The sequence below is a fragment of the Kingella pumchi genome, assembly GCF_022288825.1.
Classification (GTDB): Bacteria; Pseudomonadota; Gammaproteobacteria; order Burkholderiales; family Neisseriaceae; genus Kingella_D; species Kingella_D pumchi.
In genome coordinates, this window is record NZ_JAKOOW010000024.1 from 73,853 (window position 1) to 95,361 (window position 21,509).

The window sequence follows — 21,509 nt, forward strand, 5'->3', positions numbered from 1 at the left end:
GCTGCCTTTTGCCCAACAGATGCGGCGGCAGATCCGTGCCGCCTTTGGTTTATCCGCCGCCGGCAGGGTGCGGGGCGCTGCGTTTCAGGCTGCCTGAACACGCGGTTGCCAAGCGCAAACGCCATCCCGCCCTGCCGCCGGCATTGCAACGGAAATCCGCCATGCTGACCTACACTCCGCCCGAATCCGGCCGCCCCGCCGGCAGCCGCGAGTATCCGTGGATGCTGCTGCTTTTGGTGTTTGCCTGGCTGTGGCCGGGCGTGTTTTCGCATGATTTGTGGCGGCCGTACGAGCCGGAAACTTTTGCCGCCGTCGAGCATTTCCTGCGCCACGGCTCGGTGGCAGGGGCTTCCACGCTGCCGCCGCCTTATGTGTGGCTGGCGGCGCTGTTTGTGCGCCTGCTCTCGCCGTGGGCGCTCGATGCCTATTCGGCGGCGCGCGTTGCCAGCGTGGTGTTTACCGCACTGGGGCTGGCCGGCTGCGGCATGGCCTGTGCCCGCATGCTCGACCGCCACGCCGCCCGCAGCATGTTGCTGGTGCTGATTGCTTCGGCGGGGCTGACGGCGGCCGGCCATTTTCTCGGGCCGGTGCCGGTGCTGTTTGCCGGTGCCGGACTGTATTGGTGGGGGATGGCGGCGGCGCAGCGGCAGGTGGTGTTTTCCGGCGTGCTCTCGGCGCTGGCGCTGCTGCTGCTGTTTCAGACCGGCGGGGCGCTGGTGGCCGCCGCCGCGCTCTTGGCGGGGGTGCTGCCCCATGTGTTTGCCGGCTGGCGGCGGCGCCATCTGCTGTGGCTGCTGTACACGCTGGCGGTCGTGCTGCCACTGTTGGCCAGCCATTTTCTGCTGCTGGCAAAAAACCATCCGGCGGCGTTTGATGTTTATCTGCGCCGGCAGCTGTTTGGCGTGTTTGGCGGGTTGGACGGCTTTCAGGCTGCTTTCAGCCTGCCTTACTATCTGATGCATCTGGCCTGGTTTGCCCTGCCGGCCTGGCCGCTGGCGCTGTGGACGGCGGTGAAAACGCCGGCCGCGCAGCGTGCGGTTTTCCTGCCGGCGCTGTGCTGGCTGGCGGTGTTCGGCCTGCTGCTGGCGCTGATGCCGCAGCACAACCGCGATTATCTGGTGCTGCTGCTGCCGCCCTTGGCGCTGGCTGCTTCGGCGCAGCTTGACAGTCTCAAGCGCGGAGTGGCGGCGTTTTTCAACTGGTTCGGCATGATGACTTTCGGGCTGGCGGCGGTGTTCCTGTGGCTGGGCTTTATGGCGATGAACTACGGCTATCCGGCGCGGCTGGCCGCCCGCGCCGCCTATTTCAGCCCGTATTACACGCCGCATATCCGGCCGCTGCCGATTCTGTTTGCCCTGTTGTTCGGCCTGATGTGGCTGGTGGCGGTGCGCCGGCGCCGCATCCGCGGCCGGCAGGCGGTAACCAACTGGGCGGCGGGCATCACGCTGGTGTGGGCGCTGCTGTTTACCCTGTTTCTGCCCTGGCTCGATGCCGCCAAAAGCTATCGGCCGGTGGTCTTGCAGATGGAACAGTCGCTCGATGATGGCGTGCGCGCCGATTTTGCCGCCGGCGCCTGCCTGCTGATCCGCCGCCCGAACAGCGACGGCTATCTGGCCTGGCAGCAGTACGGCAGCCTGAAAATCGGCGGCGAAAACGACAACTGCCGCTACGAACTTTTGGAAACCGACCCGCGCACCGAAGCCGTGCCGGAAAACGCTCTGTGGCAGGGACGGCGCCCGCGCAGCAAAAACCAGCTTTTTGTGCTGGTGCGGCACGACGGCTTTTAGGATTTGCGTATATTTGCTGTTTTCAGGCTGCCTACTTTCAGGCAGCCTGAAAACCTTTTCGCGCAAAAAAAGCCCCGCCGCCGATTGGTAAGCGCGGCGCTTTCCCGTACAATCCGTGCCTGTTTTCCCCACCGCATAAGGACTTTGCCATGGTCGCGACTTTCGCCCGCTTTCTCGAACAACAACACGCCGCGCACGGCACCGATCAGGCGCTGATCGATACCGTTGCCGCCGTAGTCGCCGCCTGCGGCGCGATCCAGGCCAAAGTGCGGCTGGGCGCGCTCGCCGGCGTGCTGGGCGAGGCCGGCAGCGGCAATGTGCAGGGCGAGGCGCAGAAAAAACTCGATGTGATCGCCAATGATATTCTGGTGGCCGCGCTCAAAGCTGAGCCGGCGGTGGCGGGGCTGGCCAGCGAGGAAGAAGACAGTTTCGTTTCCTGCAACGAGGGCGGCCGCTATCTGGTGCTGTTCGACCCTTTGGACGGCTCGTCGAATATTGACGTGAACATTTCCATCGGCACCATTTTCTCGGTACTCGCCAAGCCCGAAGGCAGCCTGAAAACCGAAAGTTTCCTGCAGGAGGGCAGCCGCCAGCTGGCCGCCGGCTATGTGCTTTACGGCCCGCAAACCCTGCTGGTGCTGACCTTCGGCAAGGGCGTGGCGGTGTTTACGCTCGATGACAAAGGCGAGTTTGTCCAAACCGCCGCCAACCCGCAGGTGCCGGCGGCCACCGCCGAATTTGCCATCAATATGTCCAACCGCCGCCATTGGGAAGAACCGGTGCGCCGCTATATCGACGAATTACTGGCCGGCAGCGAAGGCGTGCGCGGCAAAAACTACAATATGCGCTGGGTGGCCAGCATGGTGGCCGAAGTGCACCGCATCCTGATGCGCGGCGGCGTGTTTATGTATCCCAAAGACAATCGCGACCCCGCCAAGCCCGGCAAGCTGCGGCTGATGTACGAAGCCAACCCGCTGGCGCTGGTGCTGCGCGAGGCCGGCGGCGCCTGCTGCGACGCGCGCCAGGATATGCTCGACATCCGGCCGCAGGCGCTGCACCAGCGCGTGGCGGTGGTGCTCGGCAGCCGCGAGGAAGTCGAATACCTGTGCCGTCTGCATGATTAACAGGCAGCCTGAAAGCGGCGCAAACATTTTCAGGCTGCCTGCAGGCGCATCAAACCAGCACCCAAGCAGCCTGAAAACCCCGAAAGCAGCCTGAAAACTTCAGGCGCCATTACCGACAACAACAAACCGCGTCCCGCCCGCACCGGCGGCAGGGGCGCCGGCAAACCGCCAGACACAAGGAATCCGCACATGACATGGAGCATCGATGCTTCGGCATCCACCTACGGCATCAAACACTGGGGCGACGGCTATTTTTTCATCGCCGACAACGGCGAAGTGATGGTGCGCCCCAATCCCGACAGCCAGGCCGCTGTCAGCCTGTACGATTTGGTGCACCAGCTCAACGAACGCGGCCAGGATCTGCCGATGCTGTTCCGCTTTCCCGATATTTTGCAGGATCGCGCGCTGCGCCTGTGCCGCGCGTTTAACCGCTCCATCCGCAAAAACGACTACCAGGGCAGCTACACCGCCATCTACCCGATTAAAGTCAACCAGCAGGAGAGCGTGGTCAAAAACCTGATCGTGCCGAAAAACGACGAAGTGTCCATCGGTCTGGAAGCCGGTTCAAAACCCGAGCTGATGATTGTGCTGGCCTTTGCCCCCAAAGGCGGCACCATCGTCTGCAACGGCTACAAAGACCGCAATTTCATCCGTCTGGCGCTGATGGGGCAGCGGCTCGGCCACCAGGTGTTTATCGTCATCGAGAAAGAAAGCGAAGTCGATATCGTCATCGAAGAAGCGGCCAAGCTCAATGTGCGCCCAAATCTCGGCATCCGCGTGCGCTTATCGTCGCTCGCATCGAGCAAATGGGCGGACACCGGCGGCGAAAAAGGCAAGTTCGGCCTGTCTGCCGCGCAGATTATTTCCGCCGCCGAGCGCCTGAAAGCCGCCGGTTTGGGCGAGTGCGTGCGCCTGATGCACTTTCATATGGGTTCGCAGATTTCCAATATCGCCGACTACCGGCTGGGCTTCAAAGAAGCCGTGCGCTATTTTGCCGAACTGCGCGGCTTGGGGCTGCCGATTGATTATGTCGATGTCGGCGGCGGGCTGGGCGTCGATTACGACGGCACCCACTCGCGCAACGCCAGCTCGGTCAATTACGACATCGGCGAATATTCCTACACCATTATCTCGATGCTGCGCGAGTATTGCGACGAATACGGCATCCCGCATCCCAACGTCTTCAGCGAATCCGGCCGCGCGCTCACCGCCCACCACGCGGTGCTGGTTACCAATGTAACCGACGTCGAAAGCCTGCCCGAAAGCGTGGCGGGCATCGGCGACGAGCGCGACAACTATTCCTTCGCCACCCAAAAGCTGATCCACCTGATGGAAAAAGGCATCGACAGCGAGATGGTTACCGAAACCTACTACCGCATCGGCCACTATCTGGCGGAAGTAACCGAAAACTACATCGACGGCAAAATCGGCCTGCCGGAAAAAGCGCTGGCCGAGCAGGTGTACGCGGTGTTGTGCCGCCGCCTGAAAAAAGGCCTGCAGACCAGCCACCGCGCCCAGCGCCAGGTGTTCGACGACTTGATCGACAAACTCGCCGACAAATATTTCTGCAACTTCAGCGTGTTCCAAAGCCTTCCCGATACCTGGGCCATCGGCCAGGTGCTGCCGATTATGCCCATCCACCGGCTGGGCGAAAAACCCAACCGCCGCGCCATCCTGCAGGATCTGACCTGCGATTCCGACGGCAAACTCAGCCGCTACGTCGATCAGCAGAGCATCGAATCGAATATGCCGCTGCACGCCCCCAATAAAGGCCAGCCCTATCTGATCGGCGTGTTTATGGTCGGCGCCTATCAGGAAATTCTCGGCGACATGCACAACCTATTCGGCGACACCGATTCGGTGAATGTGTATGTGCGCAGCGACGGCAGCGTCGAATACTCCGGCATGGAAGAGCACGACACCATCGAAGACATGCTGCGCTACGTCCATCTCCAGCCGCAGGAAGTCATCAACAAATTCGAAGAAAAACTGCGCTGGGCCAAGCTCGAACGCAACGAGCAGCGCATCTACACCGCCGAATTTTTCCACACGCTCAAACAAAGCAGCTATCTGAGTCTGGAAGAAGACTGATTCACGCAAAAGGCAGCCTGAAAAGCTTTCAGGCTGCCTGTTTTTCCCCAAATCCCACAGAAAGGAAACGCAATGAGTGCCGATAAAGAACGCTACTGGCAGGCGATGGCCATGCTCGAATCCGCCGAAGAAATCCACTCGCCCGCCGACTGCCAAAAAGCGCTGGAAGAAATGGCGCGCGCCATCACCGCCGATTTGAGCGAAAGCCACCCGCTGGTGCTGGCGGTGATGGGCGGCGCCGTTGTGTTTGCCGGCCGCCTGCTTCCGCTGCTGCGCTTCCCGCTCGATTTCGACTACATCCACGTCAGCCGCTACGGCGACCAGCTGCAAGGCAGCGACCTGCACTGGCTCTACCAGCCTGAAAACGTCGCCAGCCGCGACATACTGGTGCTCGACGACATCCTCGACGAAGGCCACACCATGCACGCCGTGCGCGAAAAACTGCTGGCCAAAGGCGCCAAAAGCTGCCGCAGCGCCGTATTCGCCGACAAAGCCATCACCAAAAGCAAACCCATCCGCGCCGACTACACCGGCCTGAGCGTGCCCGACCGCTACGTTTTCGGCTACGGCATGGACGCCCGCGGTATGTGGCGCAATCTCGACGCCATCTACGCCTTAAGCGAAGAACCCTAAGCCGTTTCAGCGCGCCGTTTTGCTTTTCAGGCTGCCTTTTCTGATGGGAAAGGCAGCCTGAAAAACGAAGCCGCCGGATTCAAACGCACAGCTTAAAGGATGGCAGGACATGACGGATTTGTTTCTCTTGGCGATTGACCTTGTCGCCTTATTGCTTGAATGGATTTTGCGCCTGATTTTCTGGCTGGGGCGCAAACTGGGCTGGATCAAACAAACCACGCCCAAACCCACGCGCAAGCAAACGCTTATCGGCGCAATCGTGTTGCTGGCGATATTGCTGACCATCGGGCTGCTGCAGTAAACACGCCCGCGCTGCCGCACCCAAAGCAGCCTGAAAGCAAAGCACAGCCGCCCCGCCCAAACTGCTTATACCCGCTTTTTATAAGGCTTAGATAGCGACAGGCTTTGTGCGCGGCGGCTTTTCCCGTACAATCCCGCGCTTTTCGCATATTGAATACGGAGCGTTATCCATGTTGAAAAAATTTGCCCTGCCGCTTGTATGTTCGCTGGTGCTGGCCGCCTGCGGCGGCGGTTCTGCCGGCGGTGCCGCGGCTTCCGAAGCGCAGCCTGAAACCAAAATCTCCGGCAGCCTGATCGAGCGCATCAACAACAAAGGCAAGATTGTGGTCGGCACCGAAGGTACTTACGCCCCCTTCACCTACCACGACCAAAGCGGCAAACTCACCGGCTACGACGTTGAAGTGGCACGCGCCGTCGCCCAAAAGCTCGGCGTGGAAATCGAATTTAAAGAAACCCAGTGGGACGCCATGCTCGCCGGCCTGAAAGCCGGCCGCTTCGATATGGTGGCCAACCAGGTAAGCCTGACCACGCCCGAGCGCCGCGCCACTTTCGACAAATCGGAAAACTACAGCTGGAGCGGGCCGATGATGCTGGTGCGCGCAGACAATAAAACCATCAAGTCGCTCGATGACATCAAAGGCTTGAAAGCGGCGCAGACTTTGAGCAGCAACTACGGCGAGATGGCGGTGGCCGCCAAGGCCGAAGTGGTGCCGGTGGACGGCATGGCGCAGGCGCTGACGCTGGTGCAGCAAAACCGCGCCGATCTCACGCTCAACGATTCGCTGGCGCTGTTGGACTATCTGAAGAAAAATCCCGATTCCGGCCTGAAAACCGCTTGGAAAGCGGGCGCGGACGACAAACTCGGTTCCGGCCTGATTTTGAACAAGGGCAATACCGAAGCGCTGGCGAAAATCAACACCGCCATCGAAGAGCTGCAGCAAGACGGCACGCTGAAGAAACTCGGCGAAGAGTTTTTTGGTGAAGACGTCAGCGTGAAATAACGATGGTGCACGAATTTCTGACTTCGCTGCCGTTTATGAACGGCACCCGCGCCACGCTGGTGATGGACGCTTTCTGGCCGATGGTCAAAGCCGGCCTGACGGTGTCCGCGCCGCTGGCGCTGGTGTCTTTTGCCATCGGCATGCTGATTGCGGTGGCGGTGGCGCTGATACGGATTATGCCCGCAGGCGGCGTGTTTCACCGCCTGCTGCTGGCGCTGTGCAAAGTCTATATCTCCGCCATCCGCGGCACGCCGCTCCTGATCCAGCTGTGCGTGGTGTTTTACGGCCTGCCGGCGATGGGGATTTTTATCGACCCGCTGCCGGCCGGCATCATCGGCTTTTCGCTGAACGTCGGCGCCTACGGCTCGGAAACTGTGCGCGCGGCGATTTTGTCGGTGCCCAAAGGCCAGTGGGAAGCCGGCGCCTCCATCGGCATGGGCTATCTGCAAACCTTCCGCCGCATCATCGCGCCGCAGGCCTTCCGCGTGGCGGTACCGCCGCTGAGCAACAGCTTTATCAGCCTGGTTAAAGACACTTCGCTGGCCTCCACGGTAACCGTAACCGAGCTGTTCCGCGTTGCCCAGCAGTACGCCAATTCCTCCTACGACTTTCTGCCGGTGTATCTGGAAGCCGGACTGATTTACTGGTGCTTCTGCTTCGTGCTGTTTGTCATGCAGGCGCATATGGAGCGCTACAACAACCGCTTTGTGGCCAAGTAAATGATAGAAATAAAAAACATCCGCAAGTCCTTCGGTAAAAACGACATCCTGCGCGGCATCGACCTGAGCATAGATAAAGGGCAGGTGGTGGTCATTCTCGGCCCATCCGGCTCGGGCAAAACCACCTTTTTGCGCTGCCTGAACGCGCTCGAGCTGCCCGAAGCCGGCGAAATCCGCTTCTCCGAACCCGACGCGCTCAGCATAGACTTCGCCCGCAAGCCCGGTAAAAAAGACATTCTCGCCCTGCGCCGCAAATCCGGCATGGTGTTCCAGCAATACAACCTGTTTCCGCACAAAACCGCGTTGGAAAACGTTATGGAAGGGCCGGTGCAGGTGCAGGGCGTAAGTGTGGCCGAAGCCCATCAGCAGGCGCTGGTGCTGCTGGAAAAAGTCGGGCTTTCCGGCAAAGAAACGCTGTATCCGCACCAATTGTCCGGCGGCCAGCAGCAGCGCGTCGGCATCGCCCGCGCCCTCGCCATCCGCCCGCGGCTGATGCTGTTTGACGAGCCGACCTCCGCGCTCGATCCCGAGCTGGTGCAGGGTATTCTCGCCACCATGAAAGAACTCGCCGCCGAAGGCCGCACCATGGTCGTCGTTACCCACGAAATCAAATTCGCCCTCGACGTGGCCGATACCGTGGTGGTAATGGACGAAGGCGTAATCGTCGAGCAGGGCGCCCCGCAAGAGCTGTTTGCCAACCCGCAGCACGAACGTACCCGCCGCTTTCTCAGCCGCATCGGCGGCGGCGCAACGGCGGAATAAATCCCGTCCAAACCATAAAAAGCAGCCTGAAAACCGTTTAACGCGGCTTTCAGGCTGCTTTTTGCTGCTTCAGCTTTACTGAAACTTAGCTCACGTTTTTAGCTTCGCAACTTTGCTGCGCGACGCAGGCTGCCTTCTGAAAACCGTTCAACACGGCTTTCAGGCTGCCTTCATGTGCTTCAGCCTTGCCGAAACTTACGCCGCTTGCTTTCAGGCTGCCTTTCCAAGCGATCTTAAAAGCAGCCTGAAACGCCGAGACTCCCTCCCCTGCGCCCCAGCGCGGGGGAGGGCTGGGGTGGGGGTGGCGTTTCGCAGAAACGCTGTGCCTCCCCGCTGTCAAAGCCACCAAAGCCACCGTCCCAGACGCCGTCATTCCCGCGTAGGCGCACTACTGTCCGGAATAAATAACCCATACAAATCAACACACTAAACACTTGACTTCAAAACAACACCCCCTGCATCCGCGCCAGTTCAAGCCGTTCCCGCCCATAGGCGAGTATTTTTAAGCGGCAGATGCCGTTTTATGGCGAAAAAGCCGTCAAAATGTTAATTGCCAACACACCCTGAAACCAGCGGCTCTTTGCCCGGACGGCTGACGGTGATGCGGCACGGGCTTTTTCCATGCGCTTGTCTTCGCGCTGCAAATCGGCTTCGAGCGCGTCTAATCGGGCGAGCAGGGCTTTAAGATGTTTGACTTAGGGCGGTGCGGGCTGCCACAGGCTTTTGTCGGCACTGCCTTTGGCCAAACGGTCAATGCCCATATCGGCCAGCGCGCGGGCGTCGGTTTTGTCGGTTTTGTGCAGATTGTCCGAACGGATGTATGCCGCCATACCGGTGGGTAAATCGCGAGTTTACCCTGGTGGGGAGATACAAGGTCGAATACTTGTATCCGACATTTTCCGTTTCTGCTCGAATGCCGCCTTTGCAGCCGGCTGTTTGTCGGATTCGAGAATCTGACCTACGCGGTTTCAGGCAGCTTTGGCTTTCAGGCTGCCTTTTGTATTGCCGCTGCGTTTTAGCCACCGCTTTCCTGCAGCAGGCGGTACAGCATTTCGGCGCGCTGCCAGTCTTCGGGGGTGTCGATGTCCTGCACGCGGTAGCGGGGCAGTCCGACGGCGTAGGCGCGGCTGTTGAATATTGGTTTTTCCGCCAGCCAGGCGGCGGCGCGTCCCCAGTAGAACTGGCCGGCGTCGTGCCAGGCTTCTTCTAAATCCTGCGAGCGCACGGCGAAGTTTTCCGGTTGGAACATCGATACCGAACCGTCGGCGGCGCGGCGCAGGGCGCGTTGGATGGGGAAGGCGTAGGTGGTGGCGGCAAAGGCGTAGTCGCCGCCGCTTTCGTGCAGGATGTCGAGTCCGCGGCGCAGATCGTCGGCGCACACGAAGGGGGCGGTGGCATACAGGCAGCAGACCAGGGCGTCCGGTACCGGTGCGTTTTCAGGGCAGTCTGAAAGGCTTTCAGGCTGCTTTTCATCCAGTAGGGCGGCGACGGCGTGGCGCATCACTGCGCCGGTGGTGGCGAAATCGTCGGCCAGTTCGGCGGGGCGCACAAAGGGCGTTTCGGCGCCGCAGCGGCGTGCGGTTTCGGCGATTTCGGCGTCGTCGGTGGAAACGATAATGCGCGTAAAGCAGCCTGAAAGCTGCGCCGCTTCGATGGAGCGGGCGATCATCGGCCGGCCGCAGAAGTCTTTGATGTTTTTGCGGGCGATGCGTTTGCTGCCGCCGCGTGCGGGAATGATGCAGAAGTTCATAAGTGGGCTTTTTTAGTGTGGCGCCGCGGTTTCAGGCTGCCTGAAAGCGGCAAAGGGCGGATTGTAGCCGATGGCTGTGTTTTGCGGCGGCCGTCGCGATATAATTGCGGCTTTTTGCGCAAAGAACCCTGCCATGTCCAACAAAAGCAAAACCGAACTGGAACACAATAAACTGCACAAACGCCTGCGCCACGCGGTGGGCGATGCGATTAACGATTTCAATATGATCGAGCCGGGCGACAAGATTATGGTCTGCCTCTCCGGCGGCAAAGACAGCTACGCGCTCTTGGACATCCTGCGCCACCTGCAGGCGTCCGCGCCGATTGATTTCGAGCTGGTGGCGGTTAATCTCGACCAAAAACAGCCGGGTTTTCCCGAAGAAGTGCTGCCGACTTATCTGGAGAGCATCGGCATGCCTTATAAAATCGTTGAGGAAGACACTTATTCCACCGTTAAGCGCGTGCTCGACGAAGGCAAAACCACCTGCTCGCTGTGCAGCCGCCTGCGCCGCGGTATTCTCTACCGCACCGCCAAAGAGCTCGGCTGCAGCAAGATCGCGCTGGGGCATCACCGCGACGACATTATCGCCACCATGTTTCTGAATATGTTTTACGGCGGCAAACTCAAAGCCATGCCGCCGAAACTCGTTTCCGACAACGGCGAGCATATCGTTATCCGCCCGCTGGCGTATGTGAAGGAAAAAGACCTGATCCGCTACGCCGAAATCAAGCAGTTTCCGATTATTCCGTGCAATCTGTGCGGCTCGCAGCCGAATCTGCAGCGCCAGGTAATCGGCGAGATGCTCAAAGACTGGGACAAGCGTTTTCCCGGCCGCATTGAGTCTATGTTTTCGGCGCTGCAAAACGTGGTGCCTTCCCATCTGGCCGATACCGAGCTGTTTGATTTTGTCGGGCTGCAGCGCGGCCAAAACTTGAAACACGGCGGCGATCTGGCCTTTGACAGCGAAACCCTGCCGACTTCGTTTGAAGTGGCCGGTGCCGCCGATGAAGCGGAGCAGTCCAAACCGCAAGCAAAACGGGTAATCAATATCTTGGACAACCGACCGAAAGCCGCCGCGCATGAATAAATTCAGACCCGTGATGGAGCTGCTGCTACTGGCAGCGGCTTATTTTGTCGGCCTGGCGTTTGTGATCGGGCTGTTTGTCGGCTTCAACCAGGCGCTGGGCGTGGCACAATGGCAGATGCTGTCGCGCTACACGCTCGAAGGGTGCGAAACGCTGCTGTTTCTCGCCGCCGTTGTCTGGCTGACCGTTCTCTGCCGCCGCTGCTACCGGCGTCTTTTGGATGCGCACGGTGTGTTGCCGAAGGCAGACACCGTTGGGCGCAAACGCAAGGCCGCCATCATGGCGGCGGGGCTGGTGCTGATGCTGGCGATCAATCCGCTTTACGAAGTGTTCAGCGGCTGGCTGGGGCAGCAGGCCACCACCGACAGCCTGCAAAACCAGCAGATGCTTACCCAGCTGCTCGCCCAGCTGCCGCTGCTGATGCCGGTTTATATCGTGTTGGCGGCGCCGCTGCTGGAAGAATTGCTGTTTCGCGGCCTGTTTTTCCACAGCTTCGGCAGCCCGCAAACGCGCGCCAAGCGGCTGGCGCTGCTGCCGGTTTCCGCCTTTGCCTTCGCCTGCCTGCATGCGCTGCCGGTGAGCATGGAGTTCGCACCGTATTTCGCCATGGGGCTGGTGCTCGGCGGCGTGTACCTTTGCAGCCGCGATTTGCGCTGCAGCATAGCGGTGCATGTGGCGAACAATCTGATTGCGCTGCTGATACTGTACGCCGGCGCGTAGGCCGGAATGGTTTTCAGGCTGCCTTTGGGAAACAAGGGCAGCCTGAAAGTTTTTGTACTGTTTTGCAGGACGGGCGCGCGCTATTGTTCGATACAAAGCAGGATTTTTGCCTGTGCGGACGCAATGAAAACGGAAAAACCAAAAAGTATAAACGAACGCAAGCGCAAAATATTTCAGGCTGCCTGACACAGAGACAGGCAGCCTGAAAATCTAAGACGGGCGCTTATTGCTTTTGCGCGCCGAATACACCGGTTATATCGCCTTTTTTATAGGAGCCGGCCACTTCGGCAGCGTTGTTGCCGTAGAAACCGCCTTCGCTGTAGGTTTTATCGGCGGCAGTACCGCTGAAGCGGTTGCCTTTGATATCGGCGTTGATTTGGTAGGTTTCGTTGGCTGCGCCGGTCAGTGTGCCGGTCAGCTTGCGGGCACCGAAATCGGCAGTCAGTTCAGCCGAATTTTTTCCGCCTTGGAAGCCGGCACCTTTGCCGTCGGAGTTCATATGCAGGCCGCTGTATTTGAATTGGCCGCTGGTGGGCATATTGGTGGTTTCGACACCGTGGACAAAAGGTGTCCGATTATTGACTGATTTTCCGGCAAAACCAAAACGTACGCTGCTGTATGTGGTGCCGCCGACGGCATAATTGCCGTTGCTGTTGTTATTATTGAACCAGGTTCCGGCACGGAGACCTGTCAGGCTGATGGTTACGCCGCCAACGGTCAGTTTATCCAGCTGACTGGCTTGGACAGATTTGAAATCGGTAGCGGTGTTTTTGCCGATATTGGCATTGCCGCCGTTATTGTTGTTGGCATTGCCGTTGTTGTTTGCATTGTTATTATTGTTATTCGGCACGGTATTGTTGGCCGAAGTGTTGGGGCTGCTGCTGCCACCGCCGCCGCCACAGGCAGAAAGTACAAGGGCAGTGGCGCCGATCAGGGCGGCAAGAGTGGTTTTTTTCATAGTTTTCTTCCTTAATCTTTATCGGATGTTTTGAAACGTTTTCCGGCGTTTGCCGGTCAAGGGGCGCAAATTATAAGTGAAGACTCTAAATCCGGCAAATTTTTTACGCTGCGATAACCCCTTGCATTTTTGTTTACCGCCTGTGCCCTGCGCCCAAATGCCACAAGCAGCGGCAGGGGCGGTGCTTGCGCGCATTTTTCAGGCTGCCTTGGCGGGGCAGCCTGAAAGATTTAAGCGGGGCAAAACGCTTTCAGGCTGCCTGAAAATATCGGGCAGCCTGAAAGTGCGGTTGGTGCGTGTTCAGGTTTCATCTTTGGGCGGCACCGGTGCGAACCAGCCTACCAGCAGCAACAGCAGGCCGACAACGATAAAGGAAACGATGCGGGCGATGCCGCCGCTGTTGCCCAGTTCGACCAAAAACAGCTTGGCCACCACCACCGCCATTAGGGCGGCGCCGCAAAACCAGAGCGGACGGATGCCGCGGCGGTGGCCAGAAGTCATCAGGGCGATGGCCGAGAGCGCCCATACAATCGACAGGCTGGCCTGCAGGCCGAAGGAAGCGAGCAGGGTGTCGAGCTGCCAGACAACGCCGCCGTAAAAATGCCACAGACGCATCACTGCGGCGCTTAGGGCGTAAAGCGCGGCGGCGGCGAAAACGGCATAGACGGGGCGGCGGTTTTCGGCATCGTCCAACCAATGATCGCGGCTCTGCCAAGCAAAAGCAAACAGCGCCAGTTGCGGCAGCTCCAGCAGGTTCAGCAACGGCAGGTAGGAAGCGGATTCGGCGGGCTGGCGCCAGTTGGCCCACAGCAGCCACAGCAGCGCGAAAGACGCCAGCGCGGCGCCGGCAGCCGGACGGTAGAGCGCGTCATAGCGCGGCGGCGTGTGCCGGCGCAGCGCGTAAAGCAGCAGGGCGCCGGCAAACGGTGCGGCCAGCCAGCCTGCAGGCTGCCAGGCGGCGGGCAGGTGTTCTGCGGCGGCAAGACCGCTAAAGCGTGTCCACAGCGCCAGCGGCACGGCGAGCATCAGACCGTGCCAAAGCAGACCGTTTTCACGGCGCTCAAAACGCTGCGGCGCGGTAATCCAGACGGCAGCGGCGCTGAAGGCAGACAGCACGATCAGACCCGGCAGCAGACCATGCTGCGCCCAGACGGGAATGCGCGGCCACAGCACGGCGCCCAAAAGCGGCAGCAGCACCAGCGCGGCTTGGCGGGCATGGCGCCAGTCCGACTGCCGGCCGGCGGCAGCCAGCAGCAAAAAGGGCAGCATCTGCAGCAGCAGCGCGGTATCCGGACTGCCCCAGGCGTCGCCAAAGCGGGCGATGGCGGCAAAGGCAGTCGGCAGCGCGCACGCCAGCAAGAGCGCGGCGCAAAGGTTTTCAGGCTGCTTTGAATGGGTAATTTCACGACCGCTGCGGTGCCGATTATGGTTTTCAGACTGCCCTTCATCGGCGCTGGCAAACAGCAGATAGGACGCGGCGGCCAGCACGGCGGCGGCAAAGACGGGCGGCAGCAGCGAAGAAGAAGTCTGCCACAGCAGCGCCGGCCAGGACGGTTGGCCAACGGACTCGGACGGGACAGTGCCGGCAATGGCTTCGACTAAAACCAGCCCACCGTAAAACACGGCCGCCGCCGGCAGCATTTTGGCATCGAACCGACGGCGCAGCCATGCGGCGGCCAGCGCCAGCAATGCGACCGCCAGCATAAAGCCGCGCGGGGCAAACAGCTCGCGCGCCAACAGCGGCAGCAGCAGAACCACCGCCGCCATTGCCGCGGTTTGCAAATTGCGCTCCCAGCGCGCCGCAGGCAGCCTGAAACCATAAAAAGCACCGCATACCAGCATGCCGCCTCCGGCTGCGGCGGCCAGCGCCACCGCCGGCGAAGCGCTGTCTGCGGCAAACACGCTGTCCAGCGCCTTCAGGGCGACGGCCAGATACAGCAGCAGCGCGGCCAGCCGCACATGCGCCAGCCGCTGCTTGCGCGCGAAAAAGTAGGCCAGCGCCGCTTCCAATGCCCACAACGACACGGTTTGCGCGCGCCCGAAAGCCAGCGGCACCGCCAAAGTGGCAAACAGCGCGGCCAGCGCGGCAAAAGCCTGCGCCAGCACGGCAAACGCGCGGCTGCCGCGCCACAGCACCAGCGCAAACAGGGCGTAAACCGCGGCAAACAGCAGCGCCGCTGCCGCCGGCTTGAGCGGCGCGCCCGCAGCCAGCATCGCATACTGCAGCTGGAAAGCGGCAAAGGCGCTGCCAAAGAGCAGGGCGCTGTCGAGCATGCCCACCCGCCACAGGCCGCGCAGCAGCGCCTGCCACAGCTGGGCCAGTGTGGCATCGTCGGGCGGGGTACCGTCATCGTCATCGTTCTGTAAGGCGTTTTCCTGATCCAGCAACACGCGGCGGGCAAACAGGCAGGCAATCAGGGTGTAAAGCAGCCAGTGGTAGAGCAAAAAGGCTTCAGCCGAAGCAAACAGCTGCGGGCGGTAATCGTGGATGCCCCACGAAACGGCAATCAGAAAGCTGCCGCAAAAGCCGGCCAAATTCAGGCTGCGCCACGATTTGAACCACGCCATCAACGCCACGCCGGCATTGAGCAGCGCCAGATAGGAAAACAGGAAAACGTGGCTGCCGCAGCCGTCGGCGAGCAGCAGCGGCGCCGCCATGCCGCCGGCCAGCGCCACCAGCGCCAGAATTTCGGCGTCCTGCAGCAGCGCCAGCATCGCCATCGCCAATACCAGCGCCACCATCAGCACCAGCGCCGCATCCGCCGGCAGCAGCGGATGCAGTTTGACCGCCGCCAGTGCGGTCAGATACATCACCGCGATGCCGAAGCCCTGCAGCACCAGCCCGTATTCGCGGCGTTGGCGCTGCAGCTTCCAGCCGGTGAGCGCTGCCGCCAGCCCGGCCGCTGCCACCGCCAGATAGCGCACGCGCACCGGCAGGTGGATGTGTTCGGAAGCAAAGCGCAGCAGGAAAGCCAGTCCGAGAAACAGCACCACCACGCCGGCTTTGAGCAGCGGATTGCCTTTAAGAAACCAGGCGAGTATCGGGTTGGGCGCGTCCGCATCCGCTGCCGTATCCGTGGCCGTTTTGCGCCGGCGCACGATAATTTTCCCATTGCCGCCGCGTACCGGCGCCGTGCCGGAAGGGGCAGGGCGGACAGGGCTTTCAGGCTGCCTGAAAGTGTTTTGCGCCCTGCCGGCATCGGTTTCGATTTCGGCTTCGGTAGGGGCAGCCTGAAACGCCGCTGCGGGGGCGGCATCCGCCGGCACTTCGGGACGGACGGGCGGCGGCGTCTGCAGCGGGCGCGGCGCGGCGGCGGGTGTTTGCTCGGGCAGCGGGTTTTCAGGCTGCCTGAAGTCTGCCGCTGGCGGCGGCGCGGCAAAACCGCTGTACCGCTGCGACTGCTGCAGCTCTTTCAGCTGCCGCTGCAGACGGCCGACCGTCAGCTCCAGCCATTCGACGCGCTCGCGCAGCGAGTTTTCTTCATCCTGCGTTTCTTGGCGGCGCAGCGCCAGAAACACCGCAGTGACCAGCGCCGCGGCAAAGCCCAGTTGGAACAGGCCGACGGCGGAAAATACCAGTAGCGGCAGCAATACCAGCAACAATGTACGCGCAATCATCTCAGTCTCGGCAAGGCAGTTGTCGATGGCGGCTATGCTACGGAGATTCGCCGCAGGCGGCAAGCCGGCGCGGTGCTGCCTGTATCTTTCAGGCTGCCTGCTGCGGCCGCGTGCTACAATCCGCGCTTTTTTATCCGCTATTGTTCGCCGCCGATAATGCAGACCCTTGTTTTTTTCCTGTTCCGCCTGCTGGCCGCGCTGCCGCTGCGCCTTTTGCACCTGCTGGGTGCTTTGCTGGGCACGCTGCTGTTTTATTGTTCGCGCGAAAACCGCGAGCGGGTGCGCGAAAATCTGGCGGTTGCCGGCTTGGACAGCGGCGATGCGATGGTGAAAAGCGTGCTGCGCGAAACCATGAAAGGCGGCATCGAATTGCCGGTGGCGTTTTTCAGGCAGCCTGAAAGCATTGCCACGCTGTTTGTGCAAACCCACGGCTGGGAGCATATCGAAAGCGCACTGGCGCAGGGGCGCGGACTGCTGCTGCTCACCCCGCATCTGGGCAGCTACGATCTGGCCGGCCGCTACATCAGCGAGCGCCTGCCCTTTGCGCTGACGGCGATGTACAAGCCGCCCAAAAGCGCGCTGCTCGACAGTGTGATGCAGGCCGGGCGCGTGCGCGGCAAGGGGCGCACCGCGCCGGCCAGCCTGCAGGGCGTCAAGCAGGTGATGCAGGCGCTCAAGGCCGGCGAAGCGACCATCGTACTGCCCGACCATGTGCCCGACCCGCAGGAAGGCGGCGGCGTATGGGTGCCGTTTTTCGGCAAACCGGCCTACACCATGACGCTGGCGGGCAAGCTGGCGCGGCTCGATAATGTGGAAACCCTGTTTTTCTGCGGCGAGCGCCTGCCCAAAGGTCGCGGCTTCGCGCTGCACATCGCCCCGCTTTCAGGCTGCCTGAACGGCGATAAGGTACACGATGCACGGCTGGTTAATGAAAACGTCGAAGCCTGGGTGCGCCGTTTCCCCGCCCAATACCTGTTTGCCTACAACCGCTACAAACACCCCGCCGGCGCCCCCGAGCGCCCGCCGCAGTAGCCGCCGCCGGCGCATTCCACTATAATCGCGCCCGCAGCCAAACCGCCATATCCAAAGGAAAAAATTATGTACGACTACCAATCCGAAGCCACCAAGTTTCTCAACAACTACATCGAAGAGCATCCCGAAGAAGCGCAGCAGCGCCTGGTCAACCGCAACCTGCTGTGGGATGTCGAACTCAATCCCGAAGATGAAGCCGACTACGCCGCCGCCAAGCTGGCGAAAAAGCCCTATACCTATTATCAGATGGACTAAACGCGCGCAGGCAGCCTGAAAAATGTCCGTCCACACCCCGCCGTTTGATGCCGAACTTTTGGCCTATCTGCGCCGCCACAGCCGCGCCGAGCATCCGCTGCTGGCGCAAATCCGCCGCGAAACCGCCGGCCACCGCATGGGCAAAATGGCGATCGCGCCCGAGCAGGCCGAGATGCTGGTGTGGCTGGCGCGTTTGATCGGCGCCCGCCGCTACTTGGAAATCGGCGTTTTTACCGGCTACAGCAGCACCGCCGTTGCGCTGGCGCTGCCCGAAGACGCGCAGCTGGACTGCTGCGACATCAATGTCAGCTTTACCGAACACGCCCGCCGCTACTGGCAGGCCGCCGGCATCGAACACAAAATCCGCCTGCATCTGCAGCCGGCGCTGATCACGCTTGAGCAGCTGCTCGCCGCCGGCGCCGGCGAAAGCTACGATCTCGCCTTTATCGACGCCGACAAAGAACCCACCCCGCAATATTACGAGCGCTGCCTGCAACTGGTGCGCCGAGGCGGCATTATCGCCATCGACAACATCCTGCTCGGCGGCCGCGTTGCCCGTCCGCTGCAAAGCGACAGCCCGCCCGCCGTCGCCGTGCTGCAGCAGTTCAACGCCGATCTTGCACTCGACGAGCGCGTGCTGCCGATCACCCTGCCGCTGGGCGACGGCCTGACGCTGCTGCAAAAACTGTAAACAGACCGCGCGGCAGCCGCCTGCCGGCGCCGCGCCATCCGCATCCGAACATGGCAGCCTGAATGTTCAGGCTGCCTAAACTTGTGTCCAGATACCATGAATATCCTTCCCCGTTTTTCCCTACTGATTCCCGCCGTGCTCGGCGCCTGCGCGCTGCCTGCCGCCGTTGTGCCGCAGGCGCAGCCGTCTGCACAGACTGCCGCAGAGAGCACCGAAACTGTTGCCACCGCCCCGCGCCCCGCGCCGCTGCCCTATCCGGAAGCCGATGCCGGCGAGCGGATTGCCGCGCTCGAGCGGCAGGTGGAAATGCAACAGCAGCAGCTGGAAGAGCTGCGCCGCCAGATCAAGCAGTGGGAGCAAAAAGACAAAGATCAGAAAGACAAGGAAAAAGATAAAGAAAAAGACGGCAAAGACAAAGAAACCGCCGCACCGCCGCCACGCAAAACGCACCGCAATGCGCCGTCTGCCGCCCGCCAAGCCGCCGTTCAGGCTGCCCCCGCCCGCGACAACAGCTGGGAGCGCGCCCAGCAGCAGTTCCGCCAAGGCCAGTACCAAAGCGTGCTCGCCACCCTGCGCGGCGCCGACAACGGCGGCGACGGCAGCCCACAGGCCGCCCGCCGCATGTATCTGCTGCTGCAAAGCCACCAGCGGCTGAACAACTGCCAGTCCGTTATCCACATCGGCCAGCGCTACGCCGGCCTGTTTGCCGCCAGCCCGCAGGCCGGCGAAGCGCTGTACGCCGTCGGCCAATGCCAGTGGAACATCCAGCAGCAGGACATCGCCCGCGACACCTGGCGCCGCCTGATCCGCACCTATCCCGACAGCGCCGCCGCCCGCCGCGCGGCAGAAAAAGTGCGCCGCTAGCGCAGCCCGTACGATAAGGCAGCCTGAAAACGAATCCGATACGGCAAAACGTTTTCAGGCTGCCTGAAAGCCGTTTGGCATCCCGCTGTTTTGCATTGCGGCCATACACCAATAAACCCGAAAGCAGCCTGAAAACACACCAAGCCGCCTGCCCGCCGCAGACGGCTGCCACAATCACCCGATTCCCCACCCGCCATGTCCAAGCCCTTTGTTTTTCCCGACTACCGCGCCGTGTACAACTTCGCGCCCAAATACCGCGACCAGCACCTGAAATTTGCCCTGCGCAAACTGCTGGCACGGCGGCAGGTGCGCGCGTTTGAAGCCTTTGTCAATTCGTCGCCCGTGTATCAGGATTTTTTCGCCACCCGAGTACAAGACGCTTATCCGCTGCTGCACGCCTTTATCGACAAGCGTTTGAACACCGATAAGCGCCTGGCCGCCATGCAGTACGATCTGATCGCCGCCGAGCGCCATTTTGGCCGCAAACTGCTCGCGCAAATGGGCGAAGCACGCCCGCTGCATGTGATCGCCAGACTTACGGATGATTTGACGCTTTGTCTCAACCGCAACGACAACTGCGTCGATGAAGGAATGTGGTCGCTGTCGCTGCGCGACGGGCAGCAAAACCGCCTGTATATGGCCACCTTCGCCTTTGTGCCGCAGGGCTTGCTGGCCGCTTCGGTGCAGGGGCCGGCGGGTGAAGAAGCCAAAGACACCGTGCGCCGCCTGACCAAGCAGCTTCACGGCCTGCGCCCGCAGCAGCTGATGGCCGCCGCGTTCCAATACCTTGCCGCCGCGCTCGGCCTGAGTGCTTTGGGCATCGCCCACAACCATCAGGCCAAGTTGCGCTGGAAGCTGAAAAAACGGGTGAAAATGAATTACGACCAATACTGGCAGGAAAGCGGCGCAATATTGGGCGACGACGGCTACTGGTACCTGCCCGCCGCGCCGCAGCGTAAGGAAATGGACGAAATCGACAGTAAAAAACGCTCGATGTACCGCAAGCGCTACCAAATGCTCGATCAGGCCGAAGCCGAGATGCGGGCGTTTTTCAGGCAGCCTGAAACGGAAACCGAGTAAAGCGATAGCAGGCTTGTGTGAAAAGCAGCCTGAAAACTAACCAGGAGCCATTATGAGCCGAGCCCTGCGCCGCCATCATCTTTCCCGTTTGAAAAACAAACGTCGGCACGACTATTGTTTTACCGGCGTATCCATCGGGCAACACATAGCCACGCCCGCCCGCTGTTCTTGCTGGATGTGCGGCAACCCGCGCCGTTTTTACGGCAACGGCCACGTCGCGCTGACGGTGCAGCAGCTGCGCCAAACGGTTGCGGAGCAAAATGAAGAAGCCATCTTTCAGGCAGCCTGAAAACTCGAAACCGCTGGATACCCTTATCCGGCCCGCACCGAACCATACATAAAAACCATGACCACTACCGACCTTATCAACATTATCGGTACCATCGCTTTTGCCATTTCCGGCTATCTGGTGGGCTACGGCAAGCGGCTGGACGTACTCGGCGTTGTGATTACCGCTCTGCTGACCGCCGTCGGCGGCGGCATGATGCGCGACGCGCTGGTCGGCCATATTCCGCAGGTGTTTTTGCGCACCGACGCGCTGATTGTGGTGTTTGCCACGCTGGCGGCGGCCTGGCTGTTCCGGCTTGAGCGCCGCCGCCGTGCCGCGCTGACCGCCGCGTTTATCGTTGCCGATGCCATCGGCCTGGCCGCGTTCAGCATTACCGGCGCGCAGGTCGGCGTGGCGCTGCATTTAAACCTGTTCGGCGTGGTGGTGTTGGCGTTTGTTACCGCCGTCGGCGGCGGCATTGCCCGCGATATTCTGGTCAACAAAGTGCCGATGATTCTGCGCTCGGATCTGTACGGCAGCATCGCCATCCTAATCGGCATCCTGATGTATCTGCTGGCCAAAGCCGGCTGGAGCAACGCGCTGACGCTCAACGCGCTCTTTATCGGCGGCTGCCTGCTGCGCTTAACCGCCTACCGTTTCCACTGGCAGCTGCCGGGTTTTCAAAACCGCCACCGTGAGCAAAGCCGGCAGGATAAGGGCGCTGCTTAAGCGGACGGACAAGCTTTTTCAGGCTGCCTGCGGCTAGGGCAA

The 21,509-nt window shown here is 61.1% G+C and carries 21 protein-coding genes; 17 read left to right on the forward strand and 4 right to left on the reverse strand.

Annotation, left to right across the window (positions count from 1 at the left end; translation table 11 throughout):
* Positions 1 to 161: 161 nt before the first annotated feature.
* The 8 genes from MB824_RS06435 (at position 162) to MB824_RS06470 (ending at position 8,417) form a co-directional block, all read left to right on the forward strand.
* Positions 162 to 1,787 (forward strand): glycosyltransferase family 39 protein, encoded by a 1,626-nt coding sequence (locus tag MB824_RS06435; RefSeq protein WP_238747061.1) that lies wholly within the window; start codon positions 162 to 164, stop codon positions 1,785 to 1,787.
* A 149-nt stretch (positions 1,788 to 1,936) separates the two neighbouring features.
* Positions 1,937 to 2,911, forward strand: a complete 975-nt coding sequence (locus MB824_RS06440; RefSeq protein ID WP_238747063.1) for a class 1 fructose-bisphosphatase — start codon at positions 1,937 to 1,939, stop codon at positions 2,909 to 2,911.
* A 189-nt stretch (positions 2,912 to 3,100) separates the two neighbouring features.
* Complete coding sequence (gene speA / locus MB824_RS06445) at positions 3,101 to 5,002, forward strand: arginine decarboxylase (RefSeq protein ID WP_238747065.1); 1,902 nt, start codon at positions 3,101 to 3,103, stop codon at positions 5,000 to 5,002.
* 72 nt (positions 5,003 to 5,074) lie between these two features.
* Positions 5,075 to 5,635 (forward strand): hypoxanthine-guanine phosphoribosyltransferase, encoded by a 561-nt coding sequence (locus MB824_RS06450; RefSeq protein WP_238747073.1) that lies wholly within the window; start codon positions 5,075 to 5,077, stop codon positions 5,633 to 5,635.
* Between the two features lie 109 nt (positions 5,636 to 5,744).
* Positions 5,745 to 5,936: a hypothetical protein gene (locus MB824_RS06455; RefSeq protein ID WP_238747080.1), complete on the forward strand. Its 192-nt coding sequence runs from the start codon at positions 5,745 to 5,747 to the stop codon at positions 5,934 to 5,936.
* Positions 5,937 to 6,105: 169 nt separating this feature from the next.
* Positions 6,106 to 6,936, forward strand: coding sequence for an amino acid ABC transporter substrate-binding protein (locus tag MB824_RS06460; protein ID WP_238747082.1), 831 nt, complete (start codon positions 6,106 to 6,108; stop codon positions 6,934 to 6,936).
* 2 nt (positions 6,937 to 6,938) lie between these two features.
* A complete protein-coding gene (locus tag MB824_RS06465) occupies positions 6,939 to 7,655 on the forward strand; it encodes an amino acid ABC transporter permease (RefSeq protein ID WP_238747084.1) in 717 nt (238 codons plus the stop codon).
* The gene (locus tag MB824_RS06470) at positions 7,656 to 8,417 is read left to right on the forward strand and encodes an amino acid ABC transporter ATP-binding protein (protein WP_238747086.1); all 762 of its coding nucleotides are present in this window, start codon (positions 7,656 to 7,658) and stop codon (positions 8,415 to 8,417) included. It abuts the gene before it with no gap.
* Between the two features lie 695 nt (positions 8,418 to 9,112).
* Here MB824_RS06470 and MB824_RS11630 read toward each other — a convergent pair.
* Both MB824_RS11630 and pseF read right to left on the reverse strand, forming a co-directional pair.
* Positions 9,113 to 9,247 (reverse strand): hypothetical protein, encoded by a 135-nt coding sequence (locus tag MB824_RS11630; RefSeq protein ID WP_255778448.1) that lies wholly within the window; start codon positions 9,245 to 9,247, stop codon positions 9,113 to 9,115.
* 185 nt (positions 9,248 to 9,432) lie between these two features.
* Positions 9,433 to 10,167 (reverse strand): pseudaminic acid cytidylyltransferase, encoded by a 735-nt coding sequence (pseF, locus tag MB824_RS06475; RefSeq protein WP_238747091.1) that lies wholly within the window; start codon positions 10,165 to 10,167, stop codon positions 9,433 to 9,435.
* A 133-nt stretch (positions 10,168 to 10,300) separates the two neighbouring features.
* Here pseF and ttcA point away from each other — a divergent pair, with 133 nt between their 5' ends.
* Both ttcA and MB824_RS06485 read left to right on the forward strand, forming a co-directional pair.
* Entirely contained in the window at positions 10,301 to 11,254 is a 954-nt protein-coding gene (gene ttcA / locus MB824_RS06480; protein WP_238747093.1) for a tRNA 2-thiocytidine(32) synthetase TtcA, read from the forward strand.
* Positions 11,247 to 11,972 (forward strand): CPBP family intramembrane glutamic endopeptidase, encoded by a 726-nt coding sequence (locus MB824_RS06485; RefSeq protein ID WP_238747095.1) that lies wholly within the window; start codon positions 11,247 to 11,249, stop codon positions 11,970 to 11,972. Before ttcA ends, MB824_RS06485 begins: the two co-directional genes overlap by 8 nt.
* 223 nt (positions 11,973 to 12,195) lie before the next feature.
* Here MB824_RS06485 and MB824_RS06490 read toward each other — a convergent pair whose 3' ends face one another.
* Both MB824_RS06490 and MB824_RS06495 read right to left on the reverse strand, forming a co-directional pair.
* Positions 12,196 to 12,930 (reverse strand): transferrin-binding protein-like solute binding protein, encoded by a 735-nt coding sequence (locus MB824_RS06490; protein WP_238747102.1) that lies wholly within the window; start codon positions 12,928 to 12,930, stop codon positions 12,196 to 12,198.
* Between the two features lie 300 nt (positions 12,931 to 13,230).
* Complete coding sequence (locus tag MB824_RS06495) at positions 13,231 to 16,548, reverse strand: DUF2339 domain-containing protein (RefSeq protein ID WP_238747109.1); 3,318 nt, start codon at positions 16,546 to 16,548, stop codon at positions 13,231 to 13,233.
* A 156-nt stretch (positions 16,549 to 16,704) separates the two neighbouring features.
* Between MB824_RS06495 and MB824_RS06500 the strand changes: the two genes are divergently transcribed.
* The 7 genes from MB824_RS06500 (at position 16,705) to MB824_RS06530 (ending at position 21,467) form a co-directional block, all read left to right on the forward strand.
* On the forward strand, positions 16,705 to 17,580 hold the full coding sequence (locus MB824_RS06500; protein ID WP_238747111.1) for a lysophospholipid acyltransferase family protein: 876 nt from the start codon (positions 16,705 to 16,707) through the stop codon (positions 17,578 to 17,580).
* 66 nt (positions 17,581 to 17,646) lie between these two features.
* The gene (locus MB824_RS06505) at positions 17,647 to 17,835 is read left to right on the forward strand and encodes a DUF3460 family protein (protein ID WP_238747113.1); all 189 of its coding nucleotides are present in this window, start codon (positions 17,647 to 17,649) and stop codon (positions 17,833 to 17,835) included.
* A gap of 22 nt (positions 17,836 to 17,857) precedes the next feature.
* Positions 17,858 to 18,526, forward strand: coding sequence for a class I SAM-dependent methyltransferase (locus tag MB824_RS06510; protein ID WP_238747115.1), 669 nt, complete (start codon positions 17,858 to 17,860; stop codon positions 18,524 to 18,526).
* 96 nt (positions 18,527 to 18,622) lie between these two features.
* Complete coding sequence (locus MB824_RS06515; RefSeq protein ID WP_238747126.1) at positions 18,623 to 19,390, forward strand: tetratricopeptide repeat protein; 768 nt, start codon at positions 18,623 to 18,625, stop codon at positions 19,388 to 19,390.
* A gap of 195 nt (positions 19,391 to 19,585) precedes the next feature.
* Entirely contained in the window at positions 19,586 to 20,470 is an 885-nt protein-coding gene (locus MB824_RS06520; RefSeq protein WP_238747146.1) for a VirK/YbjX family protein, read from the forward strand.
* Between the two features lie 52 nt (positions 20,471 to 20,522).
* On the forward strand, positions 20,523 to 20,759 hold the full coding sequence (locus MB824_RS06525) for a hypothetical protein (protein ID WP_238747148.1): 237 nt from the start codon (positions 20,523 to 20,525) through the stop codon (positions 20,757 to 20,759).
* A gap of 57 nt (positions 20,760 to 20,816) precedes the next feature.
* Positions 20,817 to 21,467, forward strand: coding sequence for a trimeric intracellular cation channel family protein (locus MB824_RS06530; protein WP_238747163.1), 651 nt, complete (start codon positions 20,817 to 20,819; stop codon positions 21,465 to 21,467).
* Positions 21,468 to 21,509: the final 42 nt, after the last annotated feature.

Bases quoted from the DNA above. Each gene is read 5' to 3' on its own strand.
- MB824_RS06435 (WP_238747061.1), top strand. From the start codon at position 162: ATGCTGACCTACACTCCGCCCGAATCCGGCCGCCCCGCCGGCAGCCGC.
- MB824_RS06440 (WP_238747063.1), top strand. From the start codon at position 1,937: ATGGTCGCGACTTTCGCCCGCTTTCTCGAACAACAACACGCCGCGCAC.
- speA (WP_238747065.1), top strand. From the start codon at position 3,101: ATGACATGGAGCATCGATGCTTCGGCATCCACCTACGGCATCAAACAC.
- MB824_RS06450 (WP_238747073.1), top strand. From the start codon at position 5,075: ATGAGTGCCGATAAAGAACGCTACTGGCAGGCGATGGCCATGCTCGAA.
- MB824_RS06455 (WP_238747080.1), top strand. From the start codon at position 5,745: ATGACGGATTTGTTTCTCTTGGCGATTGACCTTGTCGCCTTATTGCTT.
- MB824_RS06460 (WP_238747082.1), top strand. From the start codon at position 6,106: ATGTTGAAAAAATTTGCCCTGCCGCTTGTATGTTCGCTGGTGCTGGCC.
- MB824_RS06465 (WP_238747084.1), top strand. From the start codon at position 6,939: ATGGTGCACGAATTTCTGACTTCGCTGCCGTTTATGAACGGCACCCGC.
- MB824_RS06470 (WP_238747086.1), top strand. From the start codon at position 7,656: ATGATAGAAATAAAAAACATCCGCAAGTCCTTCGGTAAAAACGACATC.
- MB824_RS11630 (WP_255778448.1), bottom strand. From the start codon at position 9,247: ATGGCGGCATACATCCGTTCGGACAATCTGCACAAAACCGACAAAACC.
- pseF (WP_238747091.1), bottom strand. From the start codon at position 10,167: ATGAACTTCTGCATCATTCCCGCACGCGGCGGCAGCAAACGCATCGCC.
- ttcA (WP_238747093.1), top strand. From the start codon at position 10,301: ATGTCCAACAAAAGCAAAACCGAACTGGAACACAATAAACTGCACAAA.
- MB824_RS06485 (WP_238747095.1), top strand. From the start codon at position 11,247: ATGAATAAATTCAGACCCGTGATGGAGCTGCTGCTACTGGCAGCGGCT.
- MB824_RS06490 (WP_238747102.1), bottom strand. From the start codon at position 12,930: ATGAAAAAAACCACTCTTGCCGCCCTGATCGGCGCCACTGCCCTTGTA.
- MB824_RS06495 (WP_238747109.1), bottom strand. From the start codon at position 16,548: ATGATTGCGCGTACATTGTTGCTGGTATTGCTGCCGCTACTGGTATTT.
- MB824_RS06500 (WP_238747111.1), top strand. From the start codon at position 16,705: ATGCAGACCCTTGTTTTTTTCCTGTTCCGCCTGCTGGCCGCGCTGCCG.
- MB824_RS06505 (WP_238747113.1), top strand. From the start codon at position 17,647: ATGTACGACTACCAATCCGAAGCCACCAAGTTTCTCAACAACTACATC.
- MB824_RS06510 (WP_238747115.1), top strand. From the start codon at position 17,858: ATGTCCGTCCACACCCCGCCGTTTGATGCCGAACTTTTGGCCTATCTG.
- MB824_RS06515 (WP_238747126.1), top strand. From the start codon at position 18,623: ATGAATATCCTTCCCCGTTTTTCCCTACTGATTCCCGCCGTGCTCGGC.
- MB824_RS06520 (WP_238747146.1), top strand. From the start codon at position 19,586: ATGTCCAAGCCCTTTGTTTTTCCCGACTACCGCGCCGTGTACAACTTC.
- MB824_RS06525 (WP_238747148.1), top strand. From the start codon at position 20,523: ATGAGCCGAGCCCTGCGCCGCCATCATCTTTCCCGTTTGAAAAACAAA.
- MB824_RS06530 (WP_238747163.1), top strand. From the start codon at position 20,817: ATGACCACTACCGACCTTATCAACATTATCGGTACCATCGCTTTTGCC.